This window comes from Streptomyces pratensis (assembly GCF_016804005.1).
In the GTDB taxonomy this organism is placed as follows: domain Bacteria; phylum Actinomycetota; class Actinomycetes; order Streptomycetales; family Streptomycetaceae; genus Streptomyces; species Streptomyces pratensis_A.
Window position 1 is genome coordinate 1,217,044 of the sequence record NZ_CP051486.1, and the last position, 25,409, is coordinate 1,242,452.

At 71.5% G+C, this 25,409-nt stretch carries 24 protein-coding genes; 13 read left to right on the forward strand and 11 right to left on the reverse strand.

The window, feature by feature from the left end:
• Positions 1-76: 76 nt before the first annotated feature.
• Positions 77-2,179: a hypothetical protein gene (locus tag HED23_RS05455; protein WP_203182288.1), complete on the forward strand. Its 2,103-nt coding sequence runs from the start codon at positions 77-79 to the stop codon at positions 2,177-2,179.
• Positions 2,180-2,583: 404 nt separating this feature from the next.
• Here the strand turns inward: HED23_RS05455 and HED23_RS05460 are convergent, their stop codons facing one another.
• The 3 genes from HED23_RS05460 to HED23_RS05470 all read right to left on the reverse strand — a co-directional run bounded on the left by HED23_RS05460 (position 2,584) and on the right by HED23_RS05470 (position 6,680).
• Positions 2,584-4,374 (reverse strand): coagulation factor 5/8 type domain-containing protein, encoded by a 1,791-nt coding sequence (locus HED23_RS05460; RefSeq protein ID WP_203182289.1) that lies wholly within the window; start codon positions 4,372-4,374, stop codon positions 2,584-2,586.
• A 421-nt stretch (positions 4,375-4,795) separates the two neighbouring features.
• Entirely contained in the window at positions 4,796-5,647 is an 852-nt protein-coding gene (locus HED23_RS05465; protein WP_203182290.1) for a transglutaminase-like domain-containing protein, read from the reverse strand.
• Positions 5,648-5,678: 31 nt separating this feature from the next.
• Positions 5,679-6,680, reverse strand: coding sequence for a GNAT family N-acetyltransferase (locus tag HED23_RS05470; RefSeq protein ID WP_203182291.1), 1,002 nt, complete (start codon positions 6,678-6,680; stop codon positions 5,679-5,681).
• 117 nt (positions 6,681-6,797) lie between these two features.
• On the opposite strand from HED23_RS05470, the gene fdxA reads away from it, so the two are divergent.
• Together fdxA and dapC are read left to right on the forward strand one after the other, a co-directional pair.
• The gene (gene fdxA, locus HED23_RS05475; RefSeq protein ID WP_014154250.1) at positions 6,798-7,118 is read left to right on the forward strand and encodes a ferredoxin; all 321 of its coding nucleotides are present in this window, start codon (positions 6,798-6,800) and stop codon (positions 7,116-7,118) included.
• 99 nt (positions 7,119-7,217) lie between these two features.
• Entirely contained in the window at positions 7,218-8,321 is a 1,104-nt protein-coding gene (gene dapC, locus HED23_RS05480) for a succinyldiaminopimelate transaminase (RefSeq protein WP_203182292.1), read from the forward strand.
• Between the two features lie 95 nt (positions 8,322-8,416).
• On the opposite strand, the gene HED23_RS05485 is transcribed toward dapC, so the two are convergent.
• Positions 8,417-8,779 carry an ATP-binding protein gene (locus HED23_RS05485; protein ID WP_203182293.1) on the reverse strand — a complete coding sequence of 121 codons (363 nt, stop codon included), beginning with the start codon at positions 8,777-8,779 and terminating at the stop codon, positions 8,417-8,419.
• 307 nt (positions 8,780-9,086) lie between these two features.
• Complete coding sequence (locus HED23_RS05490) at positions 9,087-9,980, reverse strand: hypothetical protein (protein ID WP_203182294.1); 894 nt, start codon at positions 9,978-9,980, stop codon at positions 9,087-9,089.
• 62 nt (positions 9,981-10,042) lie between these two features.
• Between HED23_RS05490 and dapE the strand changes: the two genes are divergently transcribed.
• A complete protein-coding gene (dapE, locus tag HED23_RS05495; protein ID WP_203182295.1) occupies positions 10,043-11,122 on the forward strand; it encodes a succinyl-diaminopimelate desuccinylase in 1,080 nt (359 codons plus the stop codon).
• Positions 11,123-11,207: 85 nt separating this feature from the next.
• Positions 11,208-11,993, forward strand: a complete 786-nt coding sequence (locus HED23_RS05500; protein WP_203182296.1) for a TIGR00730 family Rossman fold protein — start codon at positions 11,208-11,210, stop codon at positions 11,991-11,993.
• Positions 11,994-12,660: 667 nt separating this feature from the next.
• Here the strand turns inward: HED23_RS05500 and folP are convergent.
• Positions 12,661-13,533: a dihydropteroate synthase gene (folP, locus tag HED23_RS05505; RefSeq protein WP_203187372.1), complete on the reverse strand. Its 873-nt coding sequence runs from the start codon at positions 13,531-13,533 to the stop codon at positions 12,661-12,663.
• A gap of 278 nt (positions 13,534-13,811) precedes the next feature.
• On the opposite strand from folP, the gene HED23_RS05510 reads away from it, so the two are divergent.
• Together HED23_RS05510 and HED23_RS05515 are read left to right on the forward strand one after the other, a co-directional pair.
• Positions 13,812-14,204 (forward strand): DivIVA domain-containing protein, encoded by a 393-nt coding sequence (locus HED23_RS05510; protein ID WP_238442245.1) that lies wholly within the window; start codon positions 13,812-13,814, stop codon positions 14,202-14,204.
• Complete coding sequence (locus HED23_RS05515; protein WP_203182298.1) at positions 14,201-14,785, forward strand: DNA-3-methyladenine glycosylase I; 585 nt, start codon at positions 14,201-14,203, stop codon at positions 14,783-14,785. The genes HED23_RS05510 and HED23_RS05515 overlap by 4 nt, the downstream gene beginning before the upstream one ends.
• A 2-nt stretch (positions 14,786-14,787) precedes the next feature.
• Here the strand turns inward: HED23_RS05515 and HED23_RS05520 are convergent, their stop codons facing one another.
• Complete coding sequence (locus HED23_RS05520; protein ID WP_203182299.1) at positions 14,788-15,609, reverse strand: enoyl-CoA hydratase/isomerase family protein; 822 nt, start codon at positions 15,607-15,609, stop codon at positions 14,788-14,790.
• A gap of 314 nt (positions 15,610-15,923) precedes the next feature.
• Between HED23_RS05520 and HED23_RS05525 the strand changes: the two genes are divergently transcribed.
• Positions 15,924-16,091 carry a DUF3117 domain-containing protein gene (locus HED23_RS05525; RefSeq protein WP_003966491.1) on the forward strand — a complete coding sequence of 56 codons (168 nt, stop codon included), beginning with the start codon at positions 15,924-15,926 and terminating at the stop codon, positions 16,089-16,091.
• Between the two features lie 147 nt (positions 16,092-16,238).
• On the opposite strand, the gene HED23_RS05530 is transcribed toward HED23_RS05525, so the two are convergent.
• On the reverse strand, positions 16,239-16,904 hold the full coding sequence (locus HED23_RS05530; protein WP_099174635.1) for an O-methyltransferase: 666 nt from the start codon (positions 16,902-16,904) through the stop codon (positions 16,239-16,241).
• Between the two features lie 178 nt (positions 16,905-17,082).
• Between HED23_RS05530 and sigE the strand changes: the two genes are divergently transcribed.
• From sigE to HED23_RS05555, 5 genes are all read left to right on the forward strand, one after another.
• Positions 17,083-17,844: an RNA polymerase sigma factor SigE gene (sigE, locus tag HED23_RS05535; RefSeq protein WP_203182300.1), complete on the forward strand. Its 762-nt coding sequence runs from the start codon at positions 17,083-17,085 to the stop codon at positions 17,842-17,844.
• On the forward strand, positions 17,841-18,785 hold the full coding sequence (locus HED23_RS05540) for an anti-sigma factor family protein (protein ID WP_203182301.1): 945 nt from the start codon (positions 17,841-17,843) through the stop codon (positions 18,783-18,785). Before sigE ends, HED23_RS05540 begins: the two co-directional genes overlap by 4 nt.
• Before the next feature lie 90 nt (positions 18,786-18,875).
• The gene (locus HED23_RS05545; protein WP_203182302.1) at positions 18,876-20,834 is read left to right on the forward strand and encodes a S1C family serine protease; all 1,959 of its coding nucleotides are present in this window, start codon (positions 18,876-18,878) and stop codon (positions 20,832-20,834) included.
• A gap of 120 nt (positions 20,835-20,954) precedes the next feature.
• The gene (locus tag HED23_RS05550; protein WP_203182303.1) at positions 20,955-21,455 is read left to right on the forward strand and encodes a sec-independent translocase; all 501 of its coding nucleotides are present in this window, start codon (positions 20,955-20,957) and stop codon (positions 21,453-21,455) included.
• A 125-nt stretch (positions 21,456-21,580) separates the two neighbouring features.
• Positions 21,581-22,243 (forward strand): hypothetical protein, encoded by a 663-nt coding sequence (locus HED23_RS05555; RefSeq protein WP_203182304.1) that lies wholly within the window; start codon positions 21,581-21,583, stop codon positions 22,241-22,243.
• Between the two features lie 61 nt (positions 22,244-22,304).
• On the opposite strand, the gene HED23_RS05560 is transcribed toward HED23_RS05555, so the two are convergent.
• From HED23_RS05560 to HED23_RS05570, 3 genes are read right to left on the reverse strand one after another with little or no spacing between them, the layout of a single operon-like run.
• A complete protein-coding gene (locus HED23_RS05560) occupies positions 22,305-23,438 on the reverse strand; it encodes an Mrp/NBP35 family ATP-binding protein (RefSeq protein ID WP_203182305.1) in 1,134 nt (377 codons plus the stop codon).
• A gap of 43 nt (positions 23,439-23,481) precedes the next feature.
• Positions 23,482-24,042: a DUF1003 domain-containing protein gene (locus tag HED23_RS05565; protein WP_203182306.1), complete on the reverse strand. Its 561-nt coding sequence runs from the start codon at positions 24,040-24,042 to the stop codon at positions 23,482-23,484.
• Entirely contained in the window at positions 24,032-25,306 is a 1,275-nt protein-coding gene (locus tag HED23_RS05570; RefSeq protein WP_203182307.1) for a magnesium transporter MgtE N-terminal domain-containing protein, read from the reverse strand. The genes HED23_RS05565 and HED23_RS05570 overlap by 11 nt, the downstream gene beginning before the upstream one ends.
• Positions 25,307-25,409: the final 103 nt, after the last annotated feature.

Below are 25,409 nucleotides of genomic sequence, written 5' to 3' on the forward strand. Positions count from 1 at the left end.
GTGCGCGCGCCGAGCCGTCCCCTGGCCTGCGGCATGGGGGAAGTACGGGCGGCGGAGCCAATCGGGAGAACCTGCTTTGAGTCGTGAAACTGACAGTTCGTCCTCCGGGCCCCAGGGGCGCGGCGGAGCCGCGTACCCGTCGGGTACGCCGCCGTACGGATCACGCCAGTATCCGTCGCTGCACCCGTCTCAGGACGGTCCGGAGGGGACTCCGGAGCCTGCGGATCCGCCTCAGCCCGAGGAGCCCAGAACAGAGACCACGCTGACGACGCGTATCCGGATCAACATCCCGGGATCGCGTCCGATCCCGCCTGTCGTCATGCGTACGCCGATGAGTGACACGGATCCGTCCGGCGGCCGTCCGGACACCGAGCGCACCGGCAGCACCCCGAGGCCCGGCGTACCCGCGCCGTCGTCCGGCGGTGCGCCCGGCGCCGGGCCGGACACGCGGGACGGCGGCCCTGCCGCCGAGTCCCCGGCCGAGAAGCCGGCCAGGGAGAAGAGCGGCAGCGACTGGTTCGCCCCGCGCAAGACCCCGGCCCCCGTCCCCGGCGCGGACGCGGCTCCCGCCGCTTCGGCAGGGGGAGCGCCCGGTCCCGGGCAGGGCCCGGGTGGTCCCGCCTCCGGCGGTCCTTCCGGTGCCGGAGGCGGTTCGGGTGCCGGAGGTGGTTCCGGTCCGACACCGCCCCGCACGGATTTGCCGTACTTCTCGGACGGTCCGCAGCAGCCCGGCGACCGGGGCGGCGCCCCCCGCCCGGGCCGCAGCGCCCTGGACGACCTGGACGGCGGTCCACGGCCCGCGCCGGACCCCGGCATGAGGCCCCCCGGCGGGCCGGGTCCTTCCGGTCCCACCACCGGCCCGGCCACCGGCAGTTCCGCCCTGACGCCGAACCTCGACCGCCTGCCCGGCGGCCCGGGCCAGGCCCCCGGCGGCCCGTCCGGTCCCCGGCCGGGCGGACCCGGCGGCGTACCTCCGCGGATGTCGGACGACACCGCGATCCTGACGCCGCAGGCTCCGGCCCCTGGGCCCGGCCCGGGCGGCCATGTCTCCGGCGACACTCTCACCAGCGGTATCCCCGTCATTCCCTCGGAGCCCCGCTCGGTGTTCCCGGGTGGACCCGGCGGGATCCGGCCGCCCGACGGCCCCATGGGCGGCGGACCGGCCGACGCGGGCGTCCCGGCACCAGCTCCCGCGCCCCGGCCCGCTCCGAAGGCCGCGCCGCCCGCCAAGAAGGGCCGCTCCAAGCTGGTCCTCCTGGGGGTGGGTGTCTTCGTGCTGTTCGGAGTGGCCTACGGCGCCGGTCTGCTGATGAACCACTCCGAGGTCCCCAAGGGCACCACCGTGCTCGGCGTGGACATCGGCGGCGGCACGAAGGAGGAGGCGGTCACCAAGCTCGAGACCGCCCTCGGCAAGCGCGCCCAGGCGCCCCTCCGGCTGTCCGTGGACGGCAAGGAGGAGAAGCTCGCCCCCGACAAGGCCGGTCTCACCCTGGACAGCCAGGAAACCGTTCGCGGGGCCGCCGGCAGCGACTACAACCCGGTCTCGGTGATCGGCTCCCTGTTCGGTGGGGCACGCCCTGCCGACCCGGTGATCCCGGTCGACGAGGAGAAGCTCGGGGTGGCTCTGAGCGACCTGGCGGGTGTCTCCGGTTCCGCCAACGACGGCACGATCAAGTTCGAGCCGAACAAGGCCGTGGCCGTCCCCGGCAAATCGGGGAAGTCGCTGGACGTCAACCGGTCGTTGATCTCCGTACGCGACGCGTACCGCGCTCAGGTCCAGACCGGTGAGCCTGCCGTCGTCGAACTGCCCGTGGCCGCCACGGAACCCACCATCACCAAGGCCGAACTGGACCGGGCGATGAAGGAGTTCGCGGAGCCGGCGATGTCCGGGCTGATCACCATCAAGGCCGGGCCCAAGGAGATCGACTTCGGTCCCGCGAGGTCCCTGCCGCAGATCCTGTCCATGAAGCCTGTCGACGGCAAGCTGGTCGCGGTCTATGACAGGGAGGCGATCGACACCCTGCTCGACGGTGTCTTCGACGGCGTCATGATCACCAAGGGCGACGGAAAGAAGCACCAGGTCAGCTCGACCGACGTGGCCCAGGCCATGCAGGGCGCCCTGCTGGGCAAGACCCCGGCCGAGCGCACCGTCGCGATCAACCTGAACGGCGAGGGCTGACCGGCCCCGCTGCACCGGTGACGCCGCCCCTGCCCGGAATCCCGGGCAGGGGCGGCGTCGTGTACGGCGATCGGATGCGGGCCCCCGGACACCTGGGCGCTTCCGGGCTCCCGCGCCGGGGTGCGGGGAAGCCGCCGCCCGCCGTGCCCGGCAACCGGGCCCGGGCGGGCCGCCCGCCACGAGGTCCCGGGCGGGGTGGTGGCGCGAGCCGCTTGTCGTCCGGCCCGGGTGGCACGGTGACCCAGGAGAACGAGCTGCGGGGCCTGCCTGCCGCACGCTGCCCTCCCGTGGTCCGTGGGCCGTGGCGCGTGGCCGGCACGCCACGCGTGGCGCGTGCCGGCGGGGCCCGAGCAGGGCGGGGCCCGACCGCGCGGGTGTGCGGCCGGGCCCCGTCCCTCACCGTGTCATGGGAAGGACACCACCTGGGACGGGATGGTCGATGTGCCGGATGTGGGGGATCCGGTGTCGTTGATGACGTGCTCGTACTGGCCCTGGCCGCCCAGGGACACGACCAGCAGGTCGTGGAACTTGACTCCGGGTTTCACCGGGGCCTGGAAGCCGTGGTGCTGGCGGATGGTCGGGTCGACGTTGTAGTAGCAGTAGCTGCCCATGCCCCAGCCCTCGTGGGTGGTGACGGAGTCGTCGACCTTGTAGGCGGCGTAGCCCTTGGTGTCGCCGTTCTGGATGGCTGCCTGGTCGGGGGCGTCGTAGGCCTTCTCGTTCTGGAAGAAGATCGTCCTCCCGTTCTCGCCGGACCACCGGACGTCGTACTTGTTGAAGTGCTCGACGAACAGGCCGGTGGCCAGCACGTCGTCGCCGTTCACCTGGAGGCCGTAGTCGGACCTGTTGGTCTCCCAGCCGACCCCGTCGCCGTGGTCGGCGCGCCACAGCCAGGTGTGGTCGATGATCGTGTCGTCGCTGTTGATCACCATGGCGGTGGTCGCCTTGCCGGCTCCCGCGCCACCGACGCGGACGAACACGTCCTGGAGGCTTGTCGGGTTGGCGGAGTGGTCTGCCGACGCTCCCTCCGGGCCGACCTGGACGAGGACCGAGGAGTTCTGGGTCCCGGCGTCCACGAGGAGCCCGGCGAGCTTGACGCCGTCGACGTCGCCGACCTTGATCGCGGTCACACCGTTGTCCGGGATGATCGTGGCGAGGCCCAGGCCGAGGGCGACGGTGTCGGCGCGGTTGATCTCGATGGGCTCGTTCACGTGGTAGACGCCGGGGGTGAACAGCAGGTGCAGGCCCTGGCGGACGGCCGCGTTGATGGTCTGAGCGGTCGCGCCGGGCTTGACGACGTAGAACTGGCTGAGGGGGATGGACTCGCCCTGCGGGGTGCCGTTCCACGAGACGCCGCGCGCGTTGGTGCGTTTGGCGGGGACGAAGACCTTGTAGGTGTTGCCGTCGAGGTACAGGAAGGGTTTCTCGCGGGAGACCGGGGTGTTGTCCAGGGTGGTGTAGGGCGGTTCGGGGAAGCTCTGGGCGGGGGCTCCCTCGACGCCGGAGAACGTCATGTTCCAGACGCCGTTGCCCCAGCTGCCGATGGAGCTGTCGCGGGTGTACCACTGCTGCTGGGAGTAGGGGCCGACCTGGCCGTCGATCTTGCTGTCGGCGATGTAGCCGCCGCTGGCCCAGCCGTAGCCGTCGGGTGCGAGGTTGAGGCCGCCTTTGACGTGCATGCGGCGGAAGGGGGCGGCCTGGGAGACGGCCCAGCGGTTGGTGCCGTTGACCGGGTTGAGGGCGAGGTTCTCGGCGGAGCGCCAGAAGTTCTGGGTGGCGTTGCCGTTGAACCAGCCGGCGTCGACGGTCACGTCGCCGTTGAAGGTGGTGTCGTCGGGCTTGAGGCCGAGCCCGGCGATGGAGGTGTAGAAGCCGATCTGCGCGTTGATGTTGTCGTAGGTTCCCGGCTTGAACATCAGTGCGTAGCGGTCGCTGCCGAACTGCGCGGACTCCTGCTTCTTGAAGATCTCGTCGACCTTGGCCTGGATGTTCGGCGTCGAGGGGTCGAAGACCAGCACGTTGGGGCCGAGGTCACCGCCTCCGGGCAACTCCTCGGCCTCGTCGCCGAACGCCGACTGGGCTGTGGGGAAGGCCATGAGCAGCGACACGGCGAGCGCGGCGAAACCGAGCGCCCTGGAGCGGCGGTGCCGGCGTGGGGCGGTGAGGGGTGCGGTGCACGTGGGGGGAACTTGCATGGATGACGTCTCCTGGGTCGTGGTAGGGGCACGACGGAACCTCGAGAACAGCGAGAGAGCGCTCTCTCGCTGCCGCCGATGTAACCGCTGTTGCACTGGACACGTCAAGATGTGTGCGTCAGGAGCCTCGGTTGAATGTCGCGTGGGCAACAAGTGGCCTCGGCAGTACGGCGATTGGGATGCTTTGGGTTCAGTTGGCCCCGCGCTTGAGTTCACAGGGTGATCGCTCGGTACTTCCGCGCCGGATGCGGCGGGCAGGGGCCGGTCCTGATGAGTCGATGTTCCGCATCCGGCCGTGTCCGCAGTTGGCCGAGTCCCCATCCGGCCGGGGCCGAGCCGGCCGGATGCGCCCGTCCGCCGGCCGGTCCTTCGGCGGCCCGGCATCCGGTCCGCCCCGGAGGGACGCTCCCGGGTCCCGCCGTCAGTTCAGCAGCGCCCTGGCGGCCTGGGCGCGGTGGCGGATGGCCTCGGCCGCCGTGGGCTCGATGCCGTCGACGATCTCTGCGTACTCGTCCATCTCCGCCGCGCCGCGCAGGAACTCCCCGCGCTGCACGAGGAGCTGGGCCCGCTCGTAGCGGAGCCTGGCCGGGTGCGAGGGGAGCAGCAGGGAGAGTTCGAGAGCCCAGAGCGCCACGTCCGTACGCTCGGGGCGCGCGGCCGCCCAGGCCCGGATGTTGTTCAGGATCCGCAGCACCGTCTCCAGCGGCCGTGCGGGCACCAGCGTCGACGAATCGAGCGGCTGGCCGGTCGCCCCCGTCACCATCAGCTCCGCGTCCTCGCCGCTCAGCGGGGCACCACCGGCGAAGGGATCGGCCAGCACCCGCTCGGCCGGGTCACCGAAACCGACCACGTAGTGGCCCGGGAGGGCCACCCCGTACACGGGTGCCCCCGCCCTCCGCGCGACCTCGATCCAGACCACGGACAGCAGGATGGGGAGCCCTCTGCGGCGACGCAGCACCTGCTGGAGCACGGACGAGTCGAGGCGTTGGTAATCCTGGGAGGAGCCCGCGAAACCGCAGCGTTCGCCGAGCAGTTCGGCGAGGGCGGACGCCCATACGCGTGCGCCGCGCGCACCGTAGGGGAGGAGTCCGGCCAGCCGGTCGAGCTCGATCTGCGCCGCGTCGACGCCGCACGGATCGGCGTCCCCGGGCGAGACCGGGGACGCCTCGGCCCCCAGCAGCAGGCACAGCAGCGCGAGGTCCGGCCGTTCGGCGCGTGCCTCCTCCGCGAACCGCTGCCGTCGTCCGGCCCTGTCGGGATCCTCGGCGCTCATGTGTGACACGTGTCCCCTGCTGCTGTCTCCGCTACGCCGACCGGAAGTGGTGGTAGCGGTGGTGGGTGGCGAAGCCCATGCCGTCGTACAGCGCACGGGCACCTTCATTGTCCGTCTCGACCTGGAGCCACGCCGCCGAGGCGCCTTCGTCGAGCGCGGTGCGGGCCAGCGCCGTCATGACTGCCGTGGCGAGACCGCGGCGCCGGTGCTCCGGGCCGACCTCGACGGCCATGAAGCCCGCCCAGCGGCCGTCCACCACACAACGCCCGATCGCGGCGGGCGGCCCCGCCGAGTCGTCGCCCGGGACGGAGGCGAACCACACCGACGGCCCGCTGCCCAACACCTTCAGGACGTGGGCCCCCGGGGTCTCGAAGCGCTGGTAACGGGAGAGCCACGCGGCGTCCGGCTCCCGGGACATCCGTACGACGGAGATGTCCGTGTCCAGGTCGCCCACCGGCGCCAGCGCCGCGATCCGCACCTCTGCCGACACCTCGCGCCGCCAGCCGTGCTCCTCCAGGTCCGCACAGAGCTTCTCCTGCGTGCCCTCGGCGCCCGTGGCGGTCTGGACGTAGGCGGGCAGGCCGCGTTCGCCGTACCAGTCCCGGACACGCCCGAGAGCCGCGCCGACCGGGAGACCCGGATCGCCGAGCGGCAGAGCGGAGTTGGCGCGGCGGGTGAATCCGCCGGCCGCGCGCAGCCGCCAGTCACCCAGGGGCTCGCTCTCCACCGGCTGCCAGGCACGCGCGGTGGCGAGGGCGAGTTCCGCGAAGGAGGCGGCGGGGCCGCGGCGCCGCGCCGGTGCCGGGGGGACCACCTTGCCCGCCACCAGGGAGGATTCCGCGATGCGGACGATCTCGCCGCTCTTCGTCGTGACCGACAGCACTTCGTCGTCCCACGATGTGAGAACCCCGACCGTGTCGGTGAACTTCGCGCCTTGGCCCGGGGTACCGACGACGCGCCGTACAGATACCCGTTTGCCCACGTCAGTGGGCATCAAGCGAACCTCGAGTCGTCCGCCGATAGTGAATTCCACAGCTCTCTTCGCCCCTCCTGTTCGGTTCGTGCCCCGGAACGGAGATACTAGGGGCGGGCATCGACGACGCCGCGCTCCCGCGCGAGAGCCAACGCCCTACCGAGGAGGAACGACAGCGTGACCTACGTCATCGCGCAGCCTTGTGTCGACGTGAAGGACAAGGCCTGCATCGAAGAGTGCCCCGTCGACTGCATCTACGAGGGCTCACGGTCCTTGTACATCCATCCGGACGAATGCGTCGACTGCGGAGCCTGTGAGCCGGTCTGCCCGGTCGAGGCCATCTTCTACGAGGACGACACCCCGGAGGAGTGGAAGGACTACTACAAGGCGAACGTCGAGTTCTTCGACGACCTCGGCTCTCCGGGTGGCGCCTCCAAGCTGGGTCTCATCGAGCGCGACCACGCGTTCATCGCCGCGTTGCCGCCGCAGAACCAGTAAGCGGCCGCACGAGCGCCGCCCGGTCCCGTACGGCTTGTCACCGTGCGGGACCGAGGTGTTTCCCGGGCCCCACGCCCCTGTACGAGAAAGCAGAGTTCCGTGTCCGCAGCAGTTCCCGTCTCCTCCCGACTCCCGGTTTTCCCCTGGGACAAGCTCGCGCCCTACAAGGCGACGGCCGTGGCCCATCCGGACGGTCTCGTGGACCTGTCGGTCGGCACCCCCGTCGACCCGGTGCCCGAGCTGATCCAGCAGGCGCTGGTCGCCGCTGCGGACAGCCCCGGCTATCCGACGGTGTGGGGGACCGAGGCGCTGCGTGACGCCCTGACCGGCTGGACGGAGCGCAGGCTCGGCGCGGTCGGCGTGACGCACGAGAACGTGCTGCCGGTCGTCGGCTCCAAGGAACTGGTCGCCTGGCTGCCGACCCAGCTCGGTCTCGGCGCGGGCGACAAGGTCGCCTACCCGCGGCTCGCCTACCCGACGTACGAGGTCGGCGCGCGACTCTGCGGCGCCGAGCCCGTCGTCTACGACGACCCGACGGAGCTGGACCCGGAGGGCCTCCGGCTGCTCTGGCTCAACTCCCCGTCCAACCCGACGGGCCGCGTCCTGCCGAAGGACGAACTGATCCGGATCGTGGCCTGGGCGCGCGAGCACGGTGTGCTGGTCTTCAGCGACGAGTGCTACCTGGAGCTCGGCTGGGAGGCCGAGCCCGTCTCCGTGCTCCACGCCGATGTCTGCGGCGGTACGTACGAGGGCATCGTCGCCGTCCACTCGCTCTCCAAGCGCTCCAACCTGGCCGGTTACCGCGCTGCCTTCGTCGCCGGTGACGCGGCCGTCCTCGGCGAGCTGCTCCAGATCCGCAAGCACGGCGGGATGATGACGCCGGCCCCGGTCCAGGCGGCGACGGTCGCGGCGCTGGGCGACGACGAGCACGTCGCGGAACAGCGGGCGCGTTACGCGCGGCGCCGCACGGCGCTGCGGGCGGCGCTGGAGGCCCACGGCTTCCGGATCGAGCACAGCGAGGCGAGCCTCTACCTCTGGGCCACCCGGGACGAGCCGTGCTGGGAGACCGTGGCACACCTGTCGGAGCTCGGCATCCTGGTGGCGCCGGGCGACTTCTACGGGCCGGCCGGGGACCGCTTCGTGCGGGTGGCGCTGACCGCATCGGACGAGCGCGTGGACGCGGCGGTCAAGCGCCTGTCCTGAGCCGGACGGCTGTGCCGGGATGTGCCGAGGGGCCTCGGGAGTGCGCACTCCCGAGGCCCCTTCGCGCGGCCTCGGCGGCGCGTGTCCGTGGCGGATCAGCCGATCGGCAGGCCCTTGGTGGGCAGGCCCTTGGTCGGCAGGCTCTTGATCGGGAGGGAGTCCTCCGCCAGCTCGCCGTCCGCCACGGTCCCGGCCTTCTCGAGGGTCTTGCCCGCGGCGGGAAGGGTCGTGCCGACCACCTTGCCGCCGGTCTCGTTCGCCACCTCGGAGCCCTGCTTCGCGGTCGAGTCCAGCGTGCTGCTGACTCCGGCGCCGTCCAGCGAGGTGAGGCCGCCGAGTGCCGGGGTCTGCGGGAGCCCCGCGGCGCCCGCGGCACCGGCCGCGCCGACCACGGGGGCCGCACCTGCGGCGATCAGCAGCGCGGCACGGGCGATCCTGCGGGTCAGGGGGAGGGACATGATGCTCCTTCGACGGGACGTCAACGGTTCGCGACGGATGTGGAATCCGCCTGTCCGGTGATCGGACGCACTGAACAACCGGTCTTGGGGCAGGGAAGGTTGCGGGCCACCGAGGTAAAGACTGGGTAATGCGTCAGATAATCCGCAAGAAGGGAACCCGGGCGGACAGCGCATTTCCCGTCCGCCTGATGAACCGTCACTTCCCGTTGCAGCCAAGGTGATCCGACGGAACGGCGGGGGTTCGGAAGGGGTGGCGGGAGCGATGCGCGCGAGGGTGTCGTACGGCCCCTACGGATGACGGGCCGTACTACTGAGCGAGCCGCATTCGGACCGTATCGGTGCCCGATTCCTTACGTTCCGTCCGCCATCCCGTGTCGGTGGTCCATACCTGGCCCGCGTACGAGACCTCTTCGATCCGCAGGGAGCCGGCCTGCGCGACCGCCCAGTGGGCGAGCTCCCAGCCCCGCCGTGACGTGGCGTCGCCCTCGGCCCGTACGGGCACCGACACCGTGCCCGCCGCGGAGGCGCCCGCCGCCGAGGTGGAAGGCAGCACCCCCTTCCCGAAGGCGCGAACCAGGCCTGACCGCACCTCGGCCGCGTCCCCCGGGCCGTCGGCCGCCACCGGCAGCGAGCAGGTCAGCGACGCGGGCGAGCGACCGGTCAGCGCCGCGGCCAGCAGCGCGGCATCCGGCTCGTGCTTGGCGTACGCCTGGGGGAACCCGCTCTTCTGCACCCGCTGGGCCGCGACCGTCAGCGGCAGCCGCGAGTAGCCCGGTACCTCGGCGAGGTGCTCGTAGAACTCCCCGGACGAATAGACCGGGTCCATGATCTGCTCGGGCGTCCCCCACCCCTGCGAGGGACGCTGCTGGAAGAGCCCGAGCGAGTCCCGGTCGCCGTGGTCGATGTTGCGCAGCGTGGATTCCTGCAACGCGGTCGCCAGCGCGATGGTCACCGCGCGTTCCGGAAGCCCGCGCGTGGTGCCCACGGCGGAGATGGTGGCGGCGTTGGCGGCCTGGTCGGGGCTCATCTCGTACGTGCGCCCCTCACCCCCGTCGGGCGCGCCCACGGTGCAGCGGGGCGCACCCTTGTGACCCGAGAGGTACTGCACGGCCAGATAACCGGCCAGGGCCACGAGCACGGCGAAGGCGGCCGTGGCACGGAAGAGGCGGCTGCGGCGGGGAGGGGCACTGGTCCGGGGCACGGAGCCCACCGTACTGGAGGGTAGGACGGGGGCGGGGACCGAAGTCCCTTAGGCTCGTGACCATGGATGGACACACGCTCGACCTCAGGCTGGACGGCCCGGAGCTCACCGCCCGGCTGGTGGATTTCCCGTCGGTCAGCGGGCAGGAGAAGGACCTCGCCGACGCCATCGAGGCGGCCCTGCGCCCGCTGCCCCATCTGACCGTCGACCGCCACGGCAACAACATCGTGGCCAGGACACTCCTGGGCCGTGCCGAGCGCGTCGTCCTGGCGGGGCACATCGACACCGTCCCGATCGCGGACAACGTACCGTCCAGGCTCGACGACGACGGCGTGCTCTGGGGCTGCGGGACCTCCGACATGAAGTCGGGTGTCGCCGTCCAGCTGCGGATCGCGGCGACGGTGCCGGAGCCCAACCGCGATCTCACCTTCATCTTCTACGACAACGAAGAGGTCGCCGCCCACCTCAACGGCCTCGGGCACGTGGCAGAGGCGCACCCGGAATGGCTCGACGCGGACTTCGCCGTCCTCCTGGAGGGCTCCAACGGTGAGGTCGAGGGCGGCTGCCAGGGCACGCTCAGGGTCCATCTGCGTTTCGCGGGCGAACGCTCCCACTCCGCACGCGGCTGGATGGGGTCCAACGCGATCCACGCGGCCGCCCCGGCGCTGGCCCGGCTGGCCGCGTACGAGCCGCGCCGCCCGGTCATCGACGGACTGGAGTACCGGGAAGGGCTCAACGCCGTGGGCATCGAGGGCGGCGTCGCCACCAACGTCATCCCGGACGCCTGCACCCTGGTCGTCAACTACCGCTACGCCCCCGACCGGACGGCCGAGGAGGCCGAGGCACACGTCCAGGAGGTCTTCGCCGGCTGCGGCGTCGCCGAGTTCGTCGTGGACGACCACACCGGTGGCGCCATGCCCGGTCTCTCGCACCCGGCCGCCAAGGCCTTCATGGAGGCCGTCGGCGGCATCGCGCTGCCCAAGTTCGGCTGGACGGACGTGTCCCGCTTCGGCTCCCTGGGCATCCCCGCGGTGAACTACGGCCCCGGCGACCCGCTGTTCGCCCACAAGCGGGACGAGCACGTGCGGGTCGAAAGGATCACGCACTGCGAGGAGCGTCTCCGCTCCTGGCTCACCAGCTGACTCACGGCATTCCCCTGCGTGTAACCTCCGCCGATCTACGCTGAAGCGACACACGCACAACGCAGGTCGGCGGAGGGAGCAGGTCATGGGCAACCCGGAGGACGCACGGATCCCCGAGGGCGCGCAGATTCCCGAGGGTGCGGTGAAGCCCGAGGAACAGCGGCTGGGTCCGGTACTGCGCCGCAGGGACCAGGTCCAGCCGGGCACGACCGATCAGCGGCTGCTGGATTCCGAGGGCGACTCCGAGTGGGTCCACACCGACCCCTGGCGGGTCATGCGGATCCAGTCGGAGTTCGTGGAGGGCTTCGGCGCGCTGGCGGAACTGCCCAGCGCCATCAGTGTCTTCGGCTCCGCCCGCACCCCGGCGGGCGGACCGGACTACGAGGCGGGCGTCCAGATCGGCAAGGCGCTGGTCGAGGCGGGGTTCGCCGTCATCACGGGCGGCGGCCCCGGAGCGATGGAGGCCGCGAACAAGGGGGCCCGGGAGGCGAACGGCGTCTCCGTGGGACTCGGCATCGAGCTGCCCTTCGAGTCCGGGCTGAACCCCCATGTCGACATCGGCGTCAACTTCCGGTACTTCTTCGTCAGGAAGACGATGTTCGTGAAGTACGCCCAGGGCTTCGTCGTCCTGCCGGGCGGCCTGGGCACGCTGGACGAGCTCTTCGAGGCGCTCACCCTGGTGCAGACGGGCAAGGTGACGCGCTTCCCGATCGTCCTGTTCGGTACGGCGTACTGGGGCGGCCTCGTGGACTGGCTGCGGGACACGGTGGTCGCGGGGGGCAAGGCTTCCGAGCGGGACCTGATGCTGTTCCACGTCACCGACGACGTGGACGAGGCGGTCCGGCTGGTGACGAAGGAGGTCGGGCGGTAGGGCCTCCCGGCGGACCGGCCCCGCTCCCCGGCCGCCTCAGGTGACCGGGGCAGGCGGACCGAGTCCGTCCTGTGATTGAGGAGCGGGTCCGGGGCAGAGCCCGGAACATCCGGACCGGCCGGGCGGAAGAGGTGCCGTGCCTGGACGGCGTGGCCCCTCGACCGCACAGGGCCCCGGGCCGCAGCGGCCCCCGAAGGCCCCGGGCCCGCAGCGGCAGCACGAGGCTGCCGGGCCCGCAAAGGCCGCAATGGCCCCGGGCCCGCAATGGCCCCGGGCTCGCGAAGGCCGCAAGGGTTCCGGGCTTGCAGTGGCCCCTGGCCCGCAGTGGCAGCAAAGGCTTCTGGCCCGCAGCGGCAACAAGGCTGCCGGGCCTTTGTGCTTCTTCGTCCGCGCAACGATGTACGTGAAGTACGCCCGGAGTTTCGTCGCCCGTCTCGGCGCAGGGTTGCCCGCGACGCCCTGGCCGCACCCCGGGACGGCGCGGCCTTCGGGCCTTACGCCGGCCCCTGTCGGGCCGCCGCAGGCGCAGGGCTGCCCGCGACGCCCTGGCCGCACCCCGGGACGGCGCGGCCCCCGGGCCTTACGCCGGCCCCTGTCGGGCCGCCGCAGGCGCAGGGCGGCCCGCGACGCCCCTGGCCGCACCCCGGAACGGCGCGGCCCCCGGGCCTTACGCCAGCCCCCGCCGGGCCACCGCAGGCGCACGGTGGCCCGCGATGGACGCCACCATGTCCAGTACCTGCCGGGTCTCGGCCACCTCGTGCACCCGGTACACCTGCGCCCCCAGCCATGCCGACACGGCAGTCGTCGCAAGCGTACCGACCACGCGTTCCTTGACCGGCTTGTCGAGGGTCTCCCCGACGAAGTCCTTGTTGGAGAGGGAGACCAGTACAGGCCAGCCCGTGGCGGTCATCTCGTCCAGCCGACGGGTCGCCTCCAGCGAATGCCGCGTGTTCTTCCCGAAGTCGTGGCCCGGGTCGATCATGATCCCGTCCGGCCTGACACCGAGCTCCACGGCCCGCTCGGCGAGACCCAGGGTCACCCGCAGAATGTCCGCCATCACGTCGTCGTAGGCGATCCGGTGCGGCCGTGTACGGGGCTCAGCGCCGCCCGCGTGCGTGCACACGAGCCCCGCTCCGTAGCGCGCGGCCACGCCCGCCAGCTTCGGGTCCACACCGCCCCACGCGTCGTTCAGCAGGTCCGCCCCGGCCTCGCAGACGGCCTCGCCCACGTCGTGCCGCCAGGTGTCCACGCTGATCACGACGTCCGGGTGGCGGCGGCGCACCTCGGAGACGAAGCCGACCGTGCGGCGCGCCTCCTCCTGTGCCGTCACCTCCTCGCCGGGACCCGCCTTCACCCCGCCGATGTCGATGATCGCGGCGCCTTCCGCGACTGCCTGTTCCACGCGGGAGAGGGCGGGTTCGTCATGGAAGGTCGCCCCCTGGTCGTAGAACGAGTCGGGAGTCCGGTTCACGATCGCCATGATCACCGGTTCGTGCGGCCCGAACTCCCGCCGTCCCAGCCTGAGCGCCCCGCTTCGCATTCCTGGTTCCTCCTCGTAGCTCACCCGCGACTCCTCCGGATCATGCCGGTCCCGCGGGGTCCGGCACGCACCTCTGCGGCGCTGCCGTCGATCTTCCCCGAGCCCTCGGTTCCACTCGAGCAGGGGCCCCATGCCGTTCCGAGGCGCCCCGGTCCTCCGCCTTGCGGCCGCGCGCACCGGAGCCCGCTCCTCGATCCGGCCCGGTCCAAACGAAAGACACTAACTGTCGGTGGCGCATGGCACGATCTGACCTGGACAGGTATTCCGCTCGCTGGGAGATGCGCGTGTTCTGGTTCTTGCTGCTCACGATGGCCGTGGTCGTGGCCGCGGTCACCCTCGCGGTGGTCGGTGGAGGCGGAAGCCCGGTGCTGCAGGACGTCGAGCCCGAGCGGCTCACCGACCCGCTGCCCGCGAACCGCCCCGTCGGCCGTGCCGACGTCGAGGCCATGCGCCTGCCGATGGCCGTGCGCGGCTACCGCATGACGGACGTGGACGAGGCCCTCGGCAGGCTGGGAGCCGAGCTCGCGGAGCGGGACGCCCACATCGCCGAGCTGGAGTCGGCGCTGGCCGGCGCCCAGGCGACCGCGGTCAACGGCCCCGACCTGTTCAAGCGGCCGGGCGAGCCACCGGCGGCCGAGGGCGGTCCGCAGGGTGACGAGGACGAGCGGTGAGCGGCGCCGAGCCGGCCGCCGACGGCCGCCTGCGCTGCCCGTGGGGCCTCTCCACGGAGGACTACCTCGCCTATCACGACACCGAGTGGGGGCGTCCGGTCCATGGCGACGACGCCCTTTTCGAGCGGCTGTGCCTGGAGGCGTTCCAGTCCGGGCTCTCGTGGCTGACGATCCTGCGCCGCCGGGAGGGCTTCCGCAGCGCGTTCGCCGGATTCAAGATCTCCGCCGTGGCGGAGTTCACCGACGTCGACAAGCAGCGGCTCCTCGCCGACGCCGGAATCATCCGCAACCGCGCGAAGATCGATGCCACGCTCGCCAACGCCAAGGTGCTCGCCGGGTGGGACGATGGCGAACTGGACGCGCTCATCTGGTCGTACGCACCCGATCCTGCGGCGCGCCCGGCCCCGCGCGCCCTCGCCGACGTCCCGGCGGTCACCCCGGAGTCCACCGCGCTGGCCAAGGACCTGAAGAAGAGGTCCATCCGCTTCGTCGGCCCCACGACCGCGTACGCACTGATGCAGGCCTGCGGTCTGGTCGACGACCACCTGGCCGACTGCGTGGCCCGGGGCGGCGGCCGGTAGCCCTACCTGCCGAGATACTTCGGCGGCTGCTTGGCGAGGAAGGCCTCCACCGCGATGGTGTGGTCCTGCGACGCGCCCGCCTTCGTCTGGAGTTCGTCCTCCTTCTCCAGCGTCTCGGCGAGGGTGTGCCCGGCGCCGTACGCCACGGAGGCCTTCAGGGCCGCGTAAGCCACCGTCGGGCCGTCCGCCAGGGCGCGGGCCACCGCGTGGGCCTCCTCGGCCAGGTCGGCTGAGGGCACCACCTTGTTCACGATGCCCAGCTCGTACGCCTCCTTGGCGGAGATCGAGCGCGGGAAGAACAGCAGGTCGGCCGCGCGGCTCGCACCGATCAGGCGGGGCAGGGTCCAGGAGACGCCCGAGTCGGCGGTCAGCGCGACTCCTGCGAAAGACGTGTTGAATGCGGCGGTGTCGGCTGCCACGCGGTAGTCGGCGGCGAGCGCGAATCCGAATCCCGCCCCCGCGGCGACCCCGTTGATCCCCGCGACCACGGGCTTCCGCATCTCCGTGATCGCCCGGACGATGGGGTTGTAGTGCTCCTGCACGGTGCTCAGGGCGTTGCCGCCGCCCGAATCGCGGGCTTCGGAGAGCTTGGCCACGTGCTCCTTGAGGTCCTGGCCGACGCAGAAGGCGCGCCCGGTGGCGGTGAGCAGAACCGCCCGCACGGCGGGGTCGTCCGCCACTTCCCGAAGGGCGTCACGGAGCGCGACCTTGGCCGCGGTGTTCATGGCGTTCATCGCGTCGGGGCGATTGATCGTGATCGTCGCGAGCCCGTCGCTCACATCCGTGAGCACGGTGTCAGCCCTGGTGTCGGCCGTGTCGGCCATTGCTGGGTCTCCTTACGGGTCCGGCGTCGTGCCTGTCCAGGCAAGCATGGCGGACTTCGAGCGGCCCGGACATGTGACCTGCGTCTAACGATTGGACCTCGGCTGAGGGCCGGAGGTGGCGCAGTATCGCAGCCGGATCGCCGAATTGGGTGGTTTTGAGAGAGCGCGTTGCGCAAGCGATGCCGACCGATGTTGGTCATCGGGGTCTCTGATGCGGGATAATGCGGAGGAAGCATTGTGTTCGACGCCGGTGAGGCAGCGCCTGTCATGGGGCCGCCGGCTGCGATGAGCTGGTTTCAGGAAGGGGAACGAGCATGGCGGCCATGAAGCCGCGGACGGGCGACGGCCCGCTCGAGGTGACAAAGGAGGGGCGGGGCATCGTCATGCGCGTTCCGCTCGAAGGCGGCGGTCGGCTTGTCGTCGAGCTGACTCCGGACGAGGCAGACGCACTCGGTGACGCGCTGAAGAAGGTCGTCGGCTGAGGCGGAGGCGCCCACACTTCACCACTGCCCCGGCACGGTAACCGTGCCGGGGCAGTGGTGCGTCGGGGGCCGGAACGCGCACTGCGCCGGATCCGCGGTGTGCCCGGTGCCGGGTCAGCGGTCACGGCGGCGTCCGGTGCCGGACGGTCAGCCGCGCCGCACCGCGCACAGCAGGCCGTCGCCCACCGGCAGCAGCGTCGCCATGAGCTCCTGGCTCTCGCGCACGGCCCGCAGCAGTTCGCGCAGGCGCAGTACCTCCGCCGGCTGCGCGGCCGAGTCGATGGTGCGGCCGTCCGCGAAGACGCCCTCGAAACAGACCAGCCCACCGGGACGCAGCAGACGCAACGATTCGGCGAGGCAGTCAAGGCTCTCGAGCCGGTCACCGTCGCAGAAGACCAGGTCGTAACCGCCGTCCGCGAGCCGTGGCAGTACGTCGAGGGCGCGTCCCGGGATGAAGCGCGCCCGGTTCGTGGCGAAGCCCGCGGCACGGAAGGCCTCGCGGGCGAACTGCTGGCGCTCGGGTTCCGGGTCGACGGTGGTCAGGACGCCGTCGGGTCGCATGCCCTGCAGCAGATAGATGCCGGACACGCCGGTTCCGGTGCCGATCTCGGCCACCGCCTTGGCGTCCGCCGTGGCAGCGAGCAGGCGCAGTGCCGCACCGGTGCCTGACGACACCGGGCGGAGCCCTGTCTCGTGGGCCCGGTCCCGGGCCCAGAGCAGAGCTTCTTCCTCCGCGACAAAGGCGTCGGCGAATGCCCAGCTCGTCTGCCGGTTGGCGGTAATGACCCTCTCCTGTCCCCGTAGTTGGCGCAACGGTGACTGTATCCGCTGGACCCGGGAACCCGCAGATGGGACCGGGCGTTATGAAGGGGCAGAGGGGAACAGGAGGACCGGGCCGTGCGGCCGGGCCCGGAATGTGCCCCTTGCTCCCGAAGGCATCGGGGCACCAGCAGGTAAAAAGGCTTATCCGGAGCTAACGGGCGAGGTGGCTATGGTAGGGGCTCCACTGGACACCACCAGAGCCGATAGGGGAGGTGCGGCTGCGCCTGTGGATCGGAGAGGTGCGCTGCGGCGTCTTCTCAGGTCGGCGGGTGAGCCGAAATCCGTGACCAACATTGCTGACCGTTCTTCCAACGATTCCGCACCGACCGCGACCTTCGCCTCAGATGCGGATTCCCAGGCGTGGACCCCGCCCTCATGGGAAGAGATCGTCAGCACGCACAGCGCTCGTGTGTACCGCCTCGCCTACCGGCTGACGGGCAACCAGCACGACGCCGAGGACCTCACCCAGGAAGTCTTCGTCCGCGTCTTCCGGTCGCTGTCGACCTACACGCCCGGCACTTTCGAGGGCTGGCTGCACAGGATCACGACGAATCTCTTCCTGGACATGGTCCGCCGCAAGCAGCGGATCCGTTTCGACTCCCTCGGTGACGACGCGGCCGAGCGGCTGCCCAGCCGTGAGCCGTCCCCGCAGCAGGTCTTCAACGACACGCACTTCGACGCGGACGTCCAGCAGGCGCTGGACACCCTCGCGCCCGAATTCCGTGCCGCGGTCGTGCTCTGCGACATCGAGGGCCTCTCCTACGAGGAGATCGCCGCCACACTCGGCGTCAAGCTCGGGACGGTGCGCAGCCGTATCCACCGTGGCCGCTCCCACCTGCGCAAGGCGCTCAAGCACCGTTCGCCCGAGGCCCGCGCCGAGCAGCGTTCCCTCGCGGACGCGGTCCTGGCAGGGGAGGGCGGAACGGCGTGAGCGGCACAGGTCCGACCCCCGCGGAGCAGCATCTGGGGGACCGGCTCGCCGCGCTTGTCGACGGCGAGCTCAAACACGACGCCCGGGAGCGGGTCCTGGCACATCTGGCGACGTGCGCCAGGTGCAAGGCCGAGGCCGACTCCCAGCGGCGGTTGAAGAGCGCCTTCGCCACGTCCGCCACGCCTTCGCCCTCAGAGGGCTTCCTCGCCCGTCTTCAGGGACTCCCCGGCGGCCCCACCGGTGGCGGGGACGGGCCGGGCGACGGCCGGCGCTTCGGAGACGGCGTCTTCCCCGTGCTGCAGCCCGGCGGGCCCGTGGAACAAGGACGCTCACCGCTGGACGGCTTCGGGTACCTCCCCACCGCCCACGGCTCCACCGCTGTGCTGCCGGGCGGCGCATCCGGTTCCGGCTTCCGCATCCACGACGTGGGCCGCGAAGCCGAGAGGTCGCCCTGGCGCGCCCGGCGCTTCGCGTTCGTCGCGGCCAGCGCAGTCTCGCTCGCAGCCATCGCACTGGGCGGTTCCCTCCCGCTCGACTACAGCCCCGAAGCGCCGCTCAGCGCCGAGGGTGCCGGCAGCAACACGACTCCGCTCGACGCGGAGGACCGGACCGGCGGAGCCACCCCGGCGGCGAGCCGCAGTGGTGGCGGCGCCCTCGCGGTCGGCGAGCGGCAGGGGGCCCGGCCGAGCGCCGCGCCGTCCTCGTCCGCCCGGCCCGTGCTCGCCGCAGCGCCGTCACTGCTGAGCACCTCGGCTTTCGCCGGGAGCACCTTCCCGGTGCTGAACGTCACCGTGCCGCCGCTGATACGCCCGACCGACGCCGGCCCGCTGTACTCGGCCGCGCTCGGCGGGGGAGCGGGCGCGAAGGCGACGGCACCGTCCGCGACGGCCTCCGCCCCACCGCTGCACGACCGCGCGATGCCGCTTTCCCCTCTGCGCTGACCGGGATCCTGCGCGCGGAATCGCAAACCTGGTTGAATTCCGGGAGGGACGCCCCTGTGGGGGCGTGCAGAGGCCAGTTGCGGGGAGAGCATGGACGACGGGAAGCCCAGCGGGCCGAAAACGAAGTGGTGGAGCCGTCCCTCTACGGAACGGAACCGCCCCGCCGGGCCGGAGGACACGGTGACCGTCGCCGAGGCGGCGCCCGCGGATGCGGGCGCCGGCGAGGCCGCCGCGCCCTCGGCCGGAGCGCCGCCCACGCCCGCGACACCGGACGGCGATCACACACTCGCGCCGCCGGTCACCGAGCCGGAAGTGCCCACGCCGCCCCCGGCCGAATCGCGGGGGCCCGCGGGGCCCGCCGCCGAGGTGCAAGGGCCCGCTCAGCCCGACGCCGGGTCGCGGGGGCCCGCACGGCCCGCCGACGAGGTGGACACGACCGTGACACCGGACGGTGACTACACCCCCGCGCCGCCCGCCGCCGCGCCCAGGCACCGTACGCAGCCGCTGCACGCGCCCGACGAGTACAGCACCCCGCCCTACGGTGGCCCGGGCCCCTGGGCGCCCGCACCGCCCGTCCAGCGCCCGGTGGCGACCCCGGCCCACGGGACCCCGGCCGACGGGACCCCTGTGCCGCCTCCGTACGCGGGGACGAACGGTCACGGCATGGCCGCGCCCCTCCCCGCTCCCGTACAGGCTGCCGCCCCGGCACCGGGCGTACAGGGGCACGCAGACACCTGGGCGCCCCCGCCCCCGCCGCACACCGTGCCGCAGCAGCACGCGGCGCCCCAGCCCTCCGAGCAGTCCATGCATGCCCAGCAGGCTCCCCAGGCCCAGCAGACCTCGCAGTGGCTGCGGTACGACCCGTGGGGCGCGCCCGGGCAGCAGCCGCTGAGCCACCCCGGCCCCGGGCAGGGCCCGGAGACCCGGCCACGCAAGGGAGGCCGGGGGCAGATCCTCGTCGGAGCGGCGCTTCTCGCCCTGGTCGCCGGTGGGATCGGCGGCGGAATCGGTGCCTATGTCGAGCGCAACGGCGGGCTGACCACCGTCGAGCTGCCCCAGTCCGGCCGGGACGACGGCGACCGGGCGCCCGACAGTGTCGCCGGTATCGCCTCCAGCGCGCTGCCCAGCGTGGTCACGCTGCACGTCGACGGCTCGGCCGAGTCGGGCACGGGCACGGGCACGGGCTTCGTCCTCGACGGCAAGGGCCACATCCTCACCAACAACCACGTGGTCGCCCCCGCGGGTTCGACGGGCGACATCACCGTCACCTTCAGCAGCGGGGAGAGCGCGCCGGCCGAGATCGTCGGCAAGGACAGCGGCTACGACCTGGCCGTCGTCAAGGTGACCGGCGTCTCGGGCCTCAAGCCGCTGCCCCTCGGGAACTCCGACAACGTGCAGGTGGGCGACCCGGTGGTGGCGATCGGGGCACCCTTCGACCTGTCCAACACCGTCACCTCCGGCATCATCAGCGCCAAGCAGCGGCCCATCACCGCGGGCGGGGAGAAGGGTGACGGAACCGACGTCAGCTACGTCGACGCCCTGCAGACCGACGCGCCGATCAACCCGGGCAACTCCGGCGGCCCCCTCGTCGACGGCGATGCCCGGGTCATCGGAATCAACAGCGCCATCCGCGCCGCCGACAGCGGTTCCGCTCTCGACGGCGGCCAGTCCGGCTCCATCGGCCTCGGCTTCGCGATACCGATCAACCAGGGCAAGCGGGTCGCCGAAGAACTGATCAACACCGGGAAGGCCACTCATCCGGTGATCGGTGTCACGCTGGACATGGAGTTCACCGGAGACGGAGCCAAGGTCGGAGGCAGGACGTCCGGCGGCGGAGCCGCGGTGACCGAGGGGGGCCCGGCCGACAAGGCGGGCATCCGGTCGGGCGACATCATCACCGAGGTGGAGGGCCGGCGCGTGCACAGCGGTGAGGAACTGATCGTCAAGATCCGCGCCCACCGTCCCGGTGACAGGCTCGGGCTGGTCCTGACCCGCGGTGGTAAAGACCTGTCCATGACTTTGACGCTGGGTTCGGCAAGCGGCACCTGACGGCCACCGGCAGGTACCGCACGGACAGCTTCGCCGGGTACCGTGGAGCGGTCCGGGCCCCTGATGACCTGGCGGCGGAGAACACGCGGAGACCACGCAGAGAACACGAGGAGCAGCAAGGTGTTCAATGACATAGGCGCACTCGAGCTGCTGACGCTCGTGGTTCTCGCCGTGCTCGTATTCGGCCCCGAGAAGCTGCCGAAGGTCATTCAGGACGTCACGCGCACCATCCGCAAGATCCGTGAGTTCTCCGACAGCGCCAAGGAAGACATCCGCTCGGAGCTCGGACCGCAGTTCAAGGACTTCGAGTTCGAGGACCTCAACCCCAAGACGTTCGTCCGCAAGCAGCTCATGGACGGGAACGACGACCTGGGGATCAAGGAGATCCGGGAGAGCTTCGACCTGCGCAAGGAGATGGCCGAGGTCACCGACGCGGTGAACGGCCGCGAGAGCGTGTCCTCCGCCGCCGAGACCGCTGCGGCCGGCACCGCGGCGGCGGCCGGTGCCGCGGCCGCGCCCGACCTCCTCAAGAAGCCCGCGCAGCCTGCCGACGACCTCCTCAAGAAGCCCGCGCAGGCGGCCAAGGACGAGCGCCCGCCCTTCGACGCAGACGCCACCTGAGACCGTCAATCCCGACTCGTCCGGGCGGTATGGCTATTCTCCATCTGTCCGGTTGCGAGGTTGCCCATGCCCACGGGGGGAGGGCCGCTCCGGATCAGCGGAAGATCGAGGAGGCGGCCGGGCAGATGGAGACGACGAGTCGGGCAGGGGCGGACGGTGCGCCCAGCGCAGTCACCGCAGAGGGGGTGCCGGCGACCCGGCGTACTGTCGACGGCTATCTCAAGGCGCCGTTCCCCTGGTACGGGCTGGACGAGGCCTTCACGGGCCCGCGCTGGCTCATGCACGTCACCGCCGCGGCGGACGACACGGTGCACCACGGTTCGACCGGGCACGGCGAGGAACCCGTCGTGCGGGCCGACGCGGGGGCGGAGAAGGCGCGTTTCGCCGTGGTCGTGACCGTGGGCAGCAGCCCTGTACGGAACAGCGACGACGGCACGGGAGTCCTGGACGCCACCACGGTCTCGTCGGCGGCCTGGCTGGCGGGTTCCGGCCTGCTGGACTGCACCTGGCCCCCGCAGATGGACCACACCCTGCGTGGCGAATGGCTGAACCAGCAGACCGAAACCGCGTTCGAGCTCGCGGATGATCTGGGTCAGGCGCCCTGGTCGACGCTGTCCCTCCCGGTGGACGGCGTACCGGTGGACTTCCACTACCGGGAGTCCGAGTTCGGCTGGGTGCTGGCGGGCTCCGCACCCGAGGGCGTGCACATCGGCGCGTACGGGCGCGGAATGAGCGCCTACGGCCTGGGATTCGCCGTGATCGGCGACATCGCCTCGTACGAGAACTGAGCGACGCGCGGACGGGCGGGGGCGGCCTCCTCAGGAGGCCGCCCCCGCCCGTCCGTGACGCTCAGAACTTGTTGCGCGGGGTGAGCCCCAACGACATTCCGGAAAGGCCGCGCTGACGGCCGCTCAGCTTCTCGGCGATGGAACGCAGCGCGGAGCCCGCGGGGGAGTCCGGGTCGGACAGGACGACGGGCTTGCCCTCGTCGCCCCCTTCGCGCAGACGTACGTCGATCGGGATGGAACCCAGCACCGGAACCTCGGCGCCGACCGTCTTCGTCAGCCCGTCGGCGACCCGCTGTCCGCCGCCCGAACCGAACACGTCGACCATCTCGTCGCAGTGCGGGCACGGCATGCCCGACATGTTCTCGACGACACCGACGATCTTCTGGTGGGTCTGTACGGCGATGGAACCGGCCCGCTCGGCCACCTCGGCAGCGGCCTGCTGCGGGGTCGTGACGACCAGGATCTCGGCGTTCGGGACGAGCTGTGCCACGGAGATCGCGATGTCACCGGTGCCCGGCGGAAGGTCGAGAAGCAGGACGTCCAGGTCGCCCCAGTACACATCGGCGAGGAACTGCTGAAGCGCGCGGTGCAGCATGGGGCCGCGCCACACCACGGGGGCGTTGCCCGGGGTGAACATGCCGATGGAGATCACCTTCACACCGTGCGCGGACGGCGGCATGATCATGTTCTCGACCTGGGTGGGCTTGCCGTCCGCGCCGAGCATCCGGGGCACGCTGTGCCCGTAGATGTCAGCGTCGACCACACCGACCTTGAGACCGTCGGCCGCCATCGCCGCGGCGAGGTTCACCGTCACCGAGGACTTGCCGACACCGCCCTTGCCCGACGCGACCGCGTAGACACGGGTCAGCGAGCCGGGCTTGGCGAACGGCACCTCGCGCTCCGCCGTGCCGCCGCGCAGCGACGAGGCGAGCTCCTTGCGCTGCTCGTCGCTCATCACGTCGAGCGTGACCTCGACCCGCGAGACGCCCTCGACGCGGGCGACCGCGTCGGTGACGTTCTTCGTGATGGTCTCGCGCATCGGGCAGCCGGAAACCGTGAGATACACGGTGACAGCGACTACACCGTCAGGATCGATCTCGACCGACTTCACCATGCCCAGCTCGGTGATCGGTCGGTGGATCTCCGGGTCGTTCACTGTCGCCAGTGCTTCGCGCACCGCGTCTTCCGTAGCCATACGGACGATGGTACGGCGCCGGGGGCTACGCGCGGGTAGCGCCTCAGCGGTCGCCTTCGTCACTCTCGACGTGCGAGAGGATCCGGCGTTCCTCCATGTCCTTCACCATGGCCTCCAGCTCCGAGCGGATCCAGTCCCGGGTCGCGACCTCGCCGAGGCCCATCCGGAGTGCGGCGATCTCCCGGCTGAGGTACTCGGTGTCCGCGATCGAGCGCTCGTTCTGCTTGCGGTCCTGTTCGTGCGTGACGCGGTCGCGGTCGTCCTGACGGTTCTGCGCGAGCAGGATCAGCGGTGCCGCGTAGGAGGCCTGGAGGGACAGCATCAGGGTCAGGAAGATGAACGGGTACTCGTCGAAGCGCAGGTTCTCCGGCGCGAAGATGTTCCACACCACCCACAGGATGATGATCAGCGTCATCCAGACGATGAACCGTCCGGTGCCCAGGAAACGGGCGATGCGTTCGGAGAACCGGCCGAACGCCTCGGGGTCGTACTCGGGCAGCAGCCGGCGCCGTGGTGCTTTGGGCTGGTCGAGCCGTGGCCGCGGCGGGCGCACGATGCCCGAAGCGCCGGTCGGTGCGGCCCGCGAACGGTCCTCAGCGGCCACCGGCGATCCCCTCCTCGCCCTGGAAGTCGGTCTCGCGCCAGTCCTCCGGGAGCAGGTGGTCCAGCACGTCGTCGACGGTCACCGCGCCCAGCAGCGATCCGCTCTCGTCGACCACGGGGACCGAGACCATGTTGTACGCGGCCAGATAGCTCGTCACCGCGGGCAGCGGGGTGTCCGGTGGCAGGGGGACGAGATCACTGTCGACGATGGAGCTGACCAGGGTGAACGGCGGATCGCGCAGCAGCCGCTGGAAGTGCACGGTGCCCAGGTACCTGCCGGTGGGGGTCTCGTCCGGCGACCGGCAGACGTACACCTGGGCGGCCAGCGCGGGCGACAGGTCCTGCTGGCGGACCCTCGCCAGCGCGTCCGCGACCGTCGCGTCGGGGCGCAGGATGATCGGTTCGGTGGTCATGAGGCCGCCGGCGGTCCGCTCCTCGTACGACAGCAGGCGCCTCACGTCGGCCGCGTCGTCCGGCCGCATCAGGGCCAGCAGCCGCTCCTTGTCCGCCTCCGGCAGCTCCGAGAGCAGGTCGGCCGCGTCGTCCGGGTCCATCGCCTCCAGGACGTCCGCGGCGCGGTCCTCCTTCAGCTTGCCGAGGATCTCCACCTGATCGTCACCGGGGAGCTCCTCAAGGACGTCCGCGAGCCGGTCGTCGTCCAGGGCCGCGGCGACCTCGGCCCGGCGCTTGGGCGTCAGATGGTGCATGGCGTTTGCGACATCGGTCGGACGCAGCCGCTCGAAGGTCGCCACCAGGCTCTCGGCGCCCTGCCCGTGCTCCTCCAGCGAGAAGCCGCTGATCGCCGACCACTCCACGGTCAGGGTCTCGCCCTTGCGGCGCAGGGCTCCGCCACGTCCCTTCCGTACGAAGAACTTGTCGATCTCCCAGTCACGGCGGGCCGGGAGCTGCTGGATGGCGACGTCGAGGACGGTCACCTCCTCGTCCGTCTCCACGAGACGCACCCGCCGGTCAAGGAACTCACCCAGGACGAGTCGCTCGGTCGGGCGCTGCTCGAAGCGCCGCATGTTGACCACGCCGGTGGTGATGACCTGGCCCGACTCGACGCCCGTCACCCGTGTCATCGGCAGGAAGATGCGCCGCCGGCTCACGACCTCGACGACCATGCCGAGCAGCCGCGGCGGCTTTCCGCCGACCCGGAGCATCGCCACGAAGTCGCGGACGCGGCCGACCTGATCGCCGTTCGGGTCGAACACCGGTACGCCTGCGAGGTGCGAGACGAAGACCCGGGGAGTGACTGCCGCCATCCTGTGCGCCTCCCTCTGCCCCTCGCGTCCTCCTTTGCCGTGATCAGGCTAGCCCGTACCGGTCCGTGACGCCCTGGCGGACCGTCCGTACGGCGCTCTGCTC

What these genes read in the sequence shown, in the direction of transcription:
- HED23_RS05460 (WP_203182289.1), bottom strand. Translation starts at nt 4,374, where the DNA reads ATGCAAGTTCCCCCCACGTGCACCGCACCCCTCACCGCCCCACGCCGG.
- HED23_RS05465 (WP_203182290.1), bottom strand. Translation starts at nt 5,647, where the DNA reads ATGAGCGCCGAGGATCCCGACAGGGCCGGACGACGGCAGCGGTTCGCG.
- HED23_RS05485 (WP_203182293.1), bottom strand. Translation starts at nt 8,779, where the DNA reads ATGTCCCTCCCCCTGACCCGCAGGATCGCCCGTGCCGCGCTGCTGATC.
- dapE (WP_203182295.1), top strand. Translation starts at nt 10,043, where the DNA reads ATGGATGGACACACGCTCGACCTCAGGCTGGACGGCCCGGAGCTCACC.
- HED23_RS05500 (WP_203182296.1), top strand. Translation starts at nt 11,208, where the DNA reads ATGGGCAACCCGGAGGACGCACGGATCCCCGAGGGCGCGCAGATTCCC.
- folP (WP_203187372.1), bottom strand. Translation starts at nt 13,533, where the DNA reads ATGCGAAGCGGGGCGCTCAGGCTGGGACGGCGGGAGTTCGGGCCGCAC.
- HED23_RS05510 (WP_238442245.1), top strand. Translation starts at nt 13,812, where the DNA reads ATGCGCGTGTTCTGGTTCTTGCTGCTCACGATGGCCGTGGTCGTGGCC.
- HED23_RS05520 (WP_203182299.1), bottom strand. Translation starts at nt 15,609, where the DNA reads ATGGCCGACACGGCCGACACCAGGGCTGACACCGTGCTCACGGATGTG.
- HED23_RS05525 (WP_003966491.1), top strand. Translation starts at nt 15,924, where the DNA reads ATGGCGGCCATGAAGCCGCGGACGGGCGACGGCCCGCTCGAGGTGACA.
- sigE (WP_203182300.1), top strand. Translation starts at nt 17,083, where the DNA reads ATGGTAGGGGCTCCACTGGACACCACCAGAGCCGATAGGGGAGGTGCG.
- HED23_RS05545 (WP_203182302.1), top strand. Translation starts at nt 18,876, where the DNA reads ATGGACGACGGGAAGCCCAGCGGGCCGAAAACGAAGTGGTGGAGCCGT.
- HED23_RS05555 (WP_203182304.1), top strand. Translation starts at nt 21,581, where the DNA reads ATGGAGACGACGAGTCGGGCAGGGGCGGACGGTGCGCCCAGCGCAGTC.
- HED23_RS05560 (WP_203182305.1), bottom strand. Translation starts at nt 23,438, where the DNA reads ATGGCTACGGAAGACGCGGTGCGCGAAGCACTGGCGACAGTGAACGAC.
- HED23_RS05570 (WP_203182307.1), bottom strand. Translation starts at nt 25,306, where the DNA reads ATGGCGGCAGTCACTCCCCGGGTCTTCGTCTCGCACCTCGCAGGCGTA.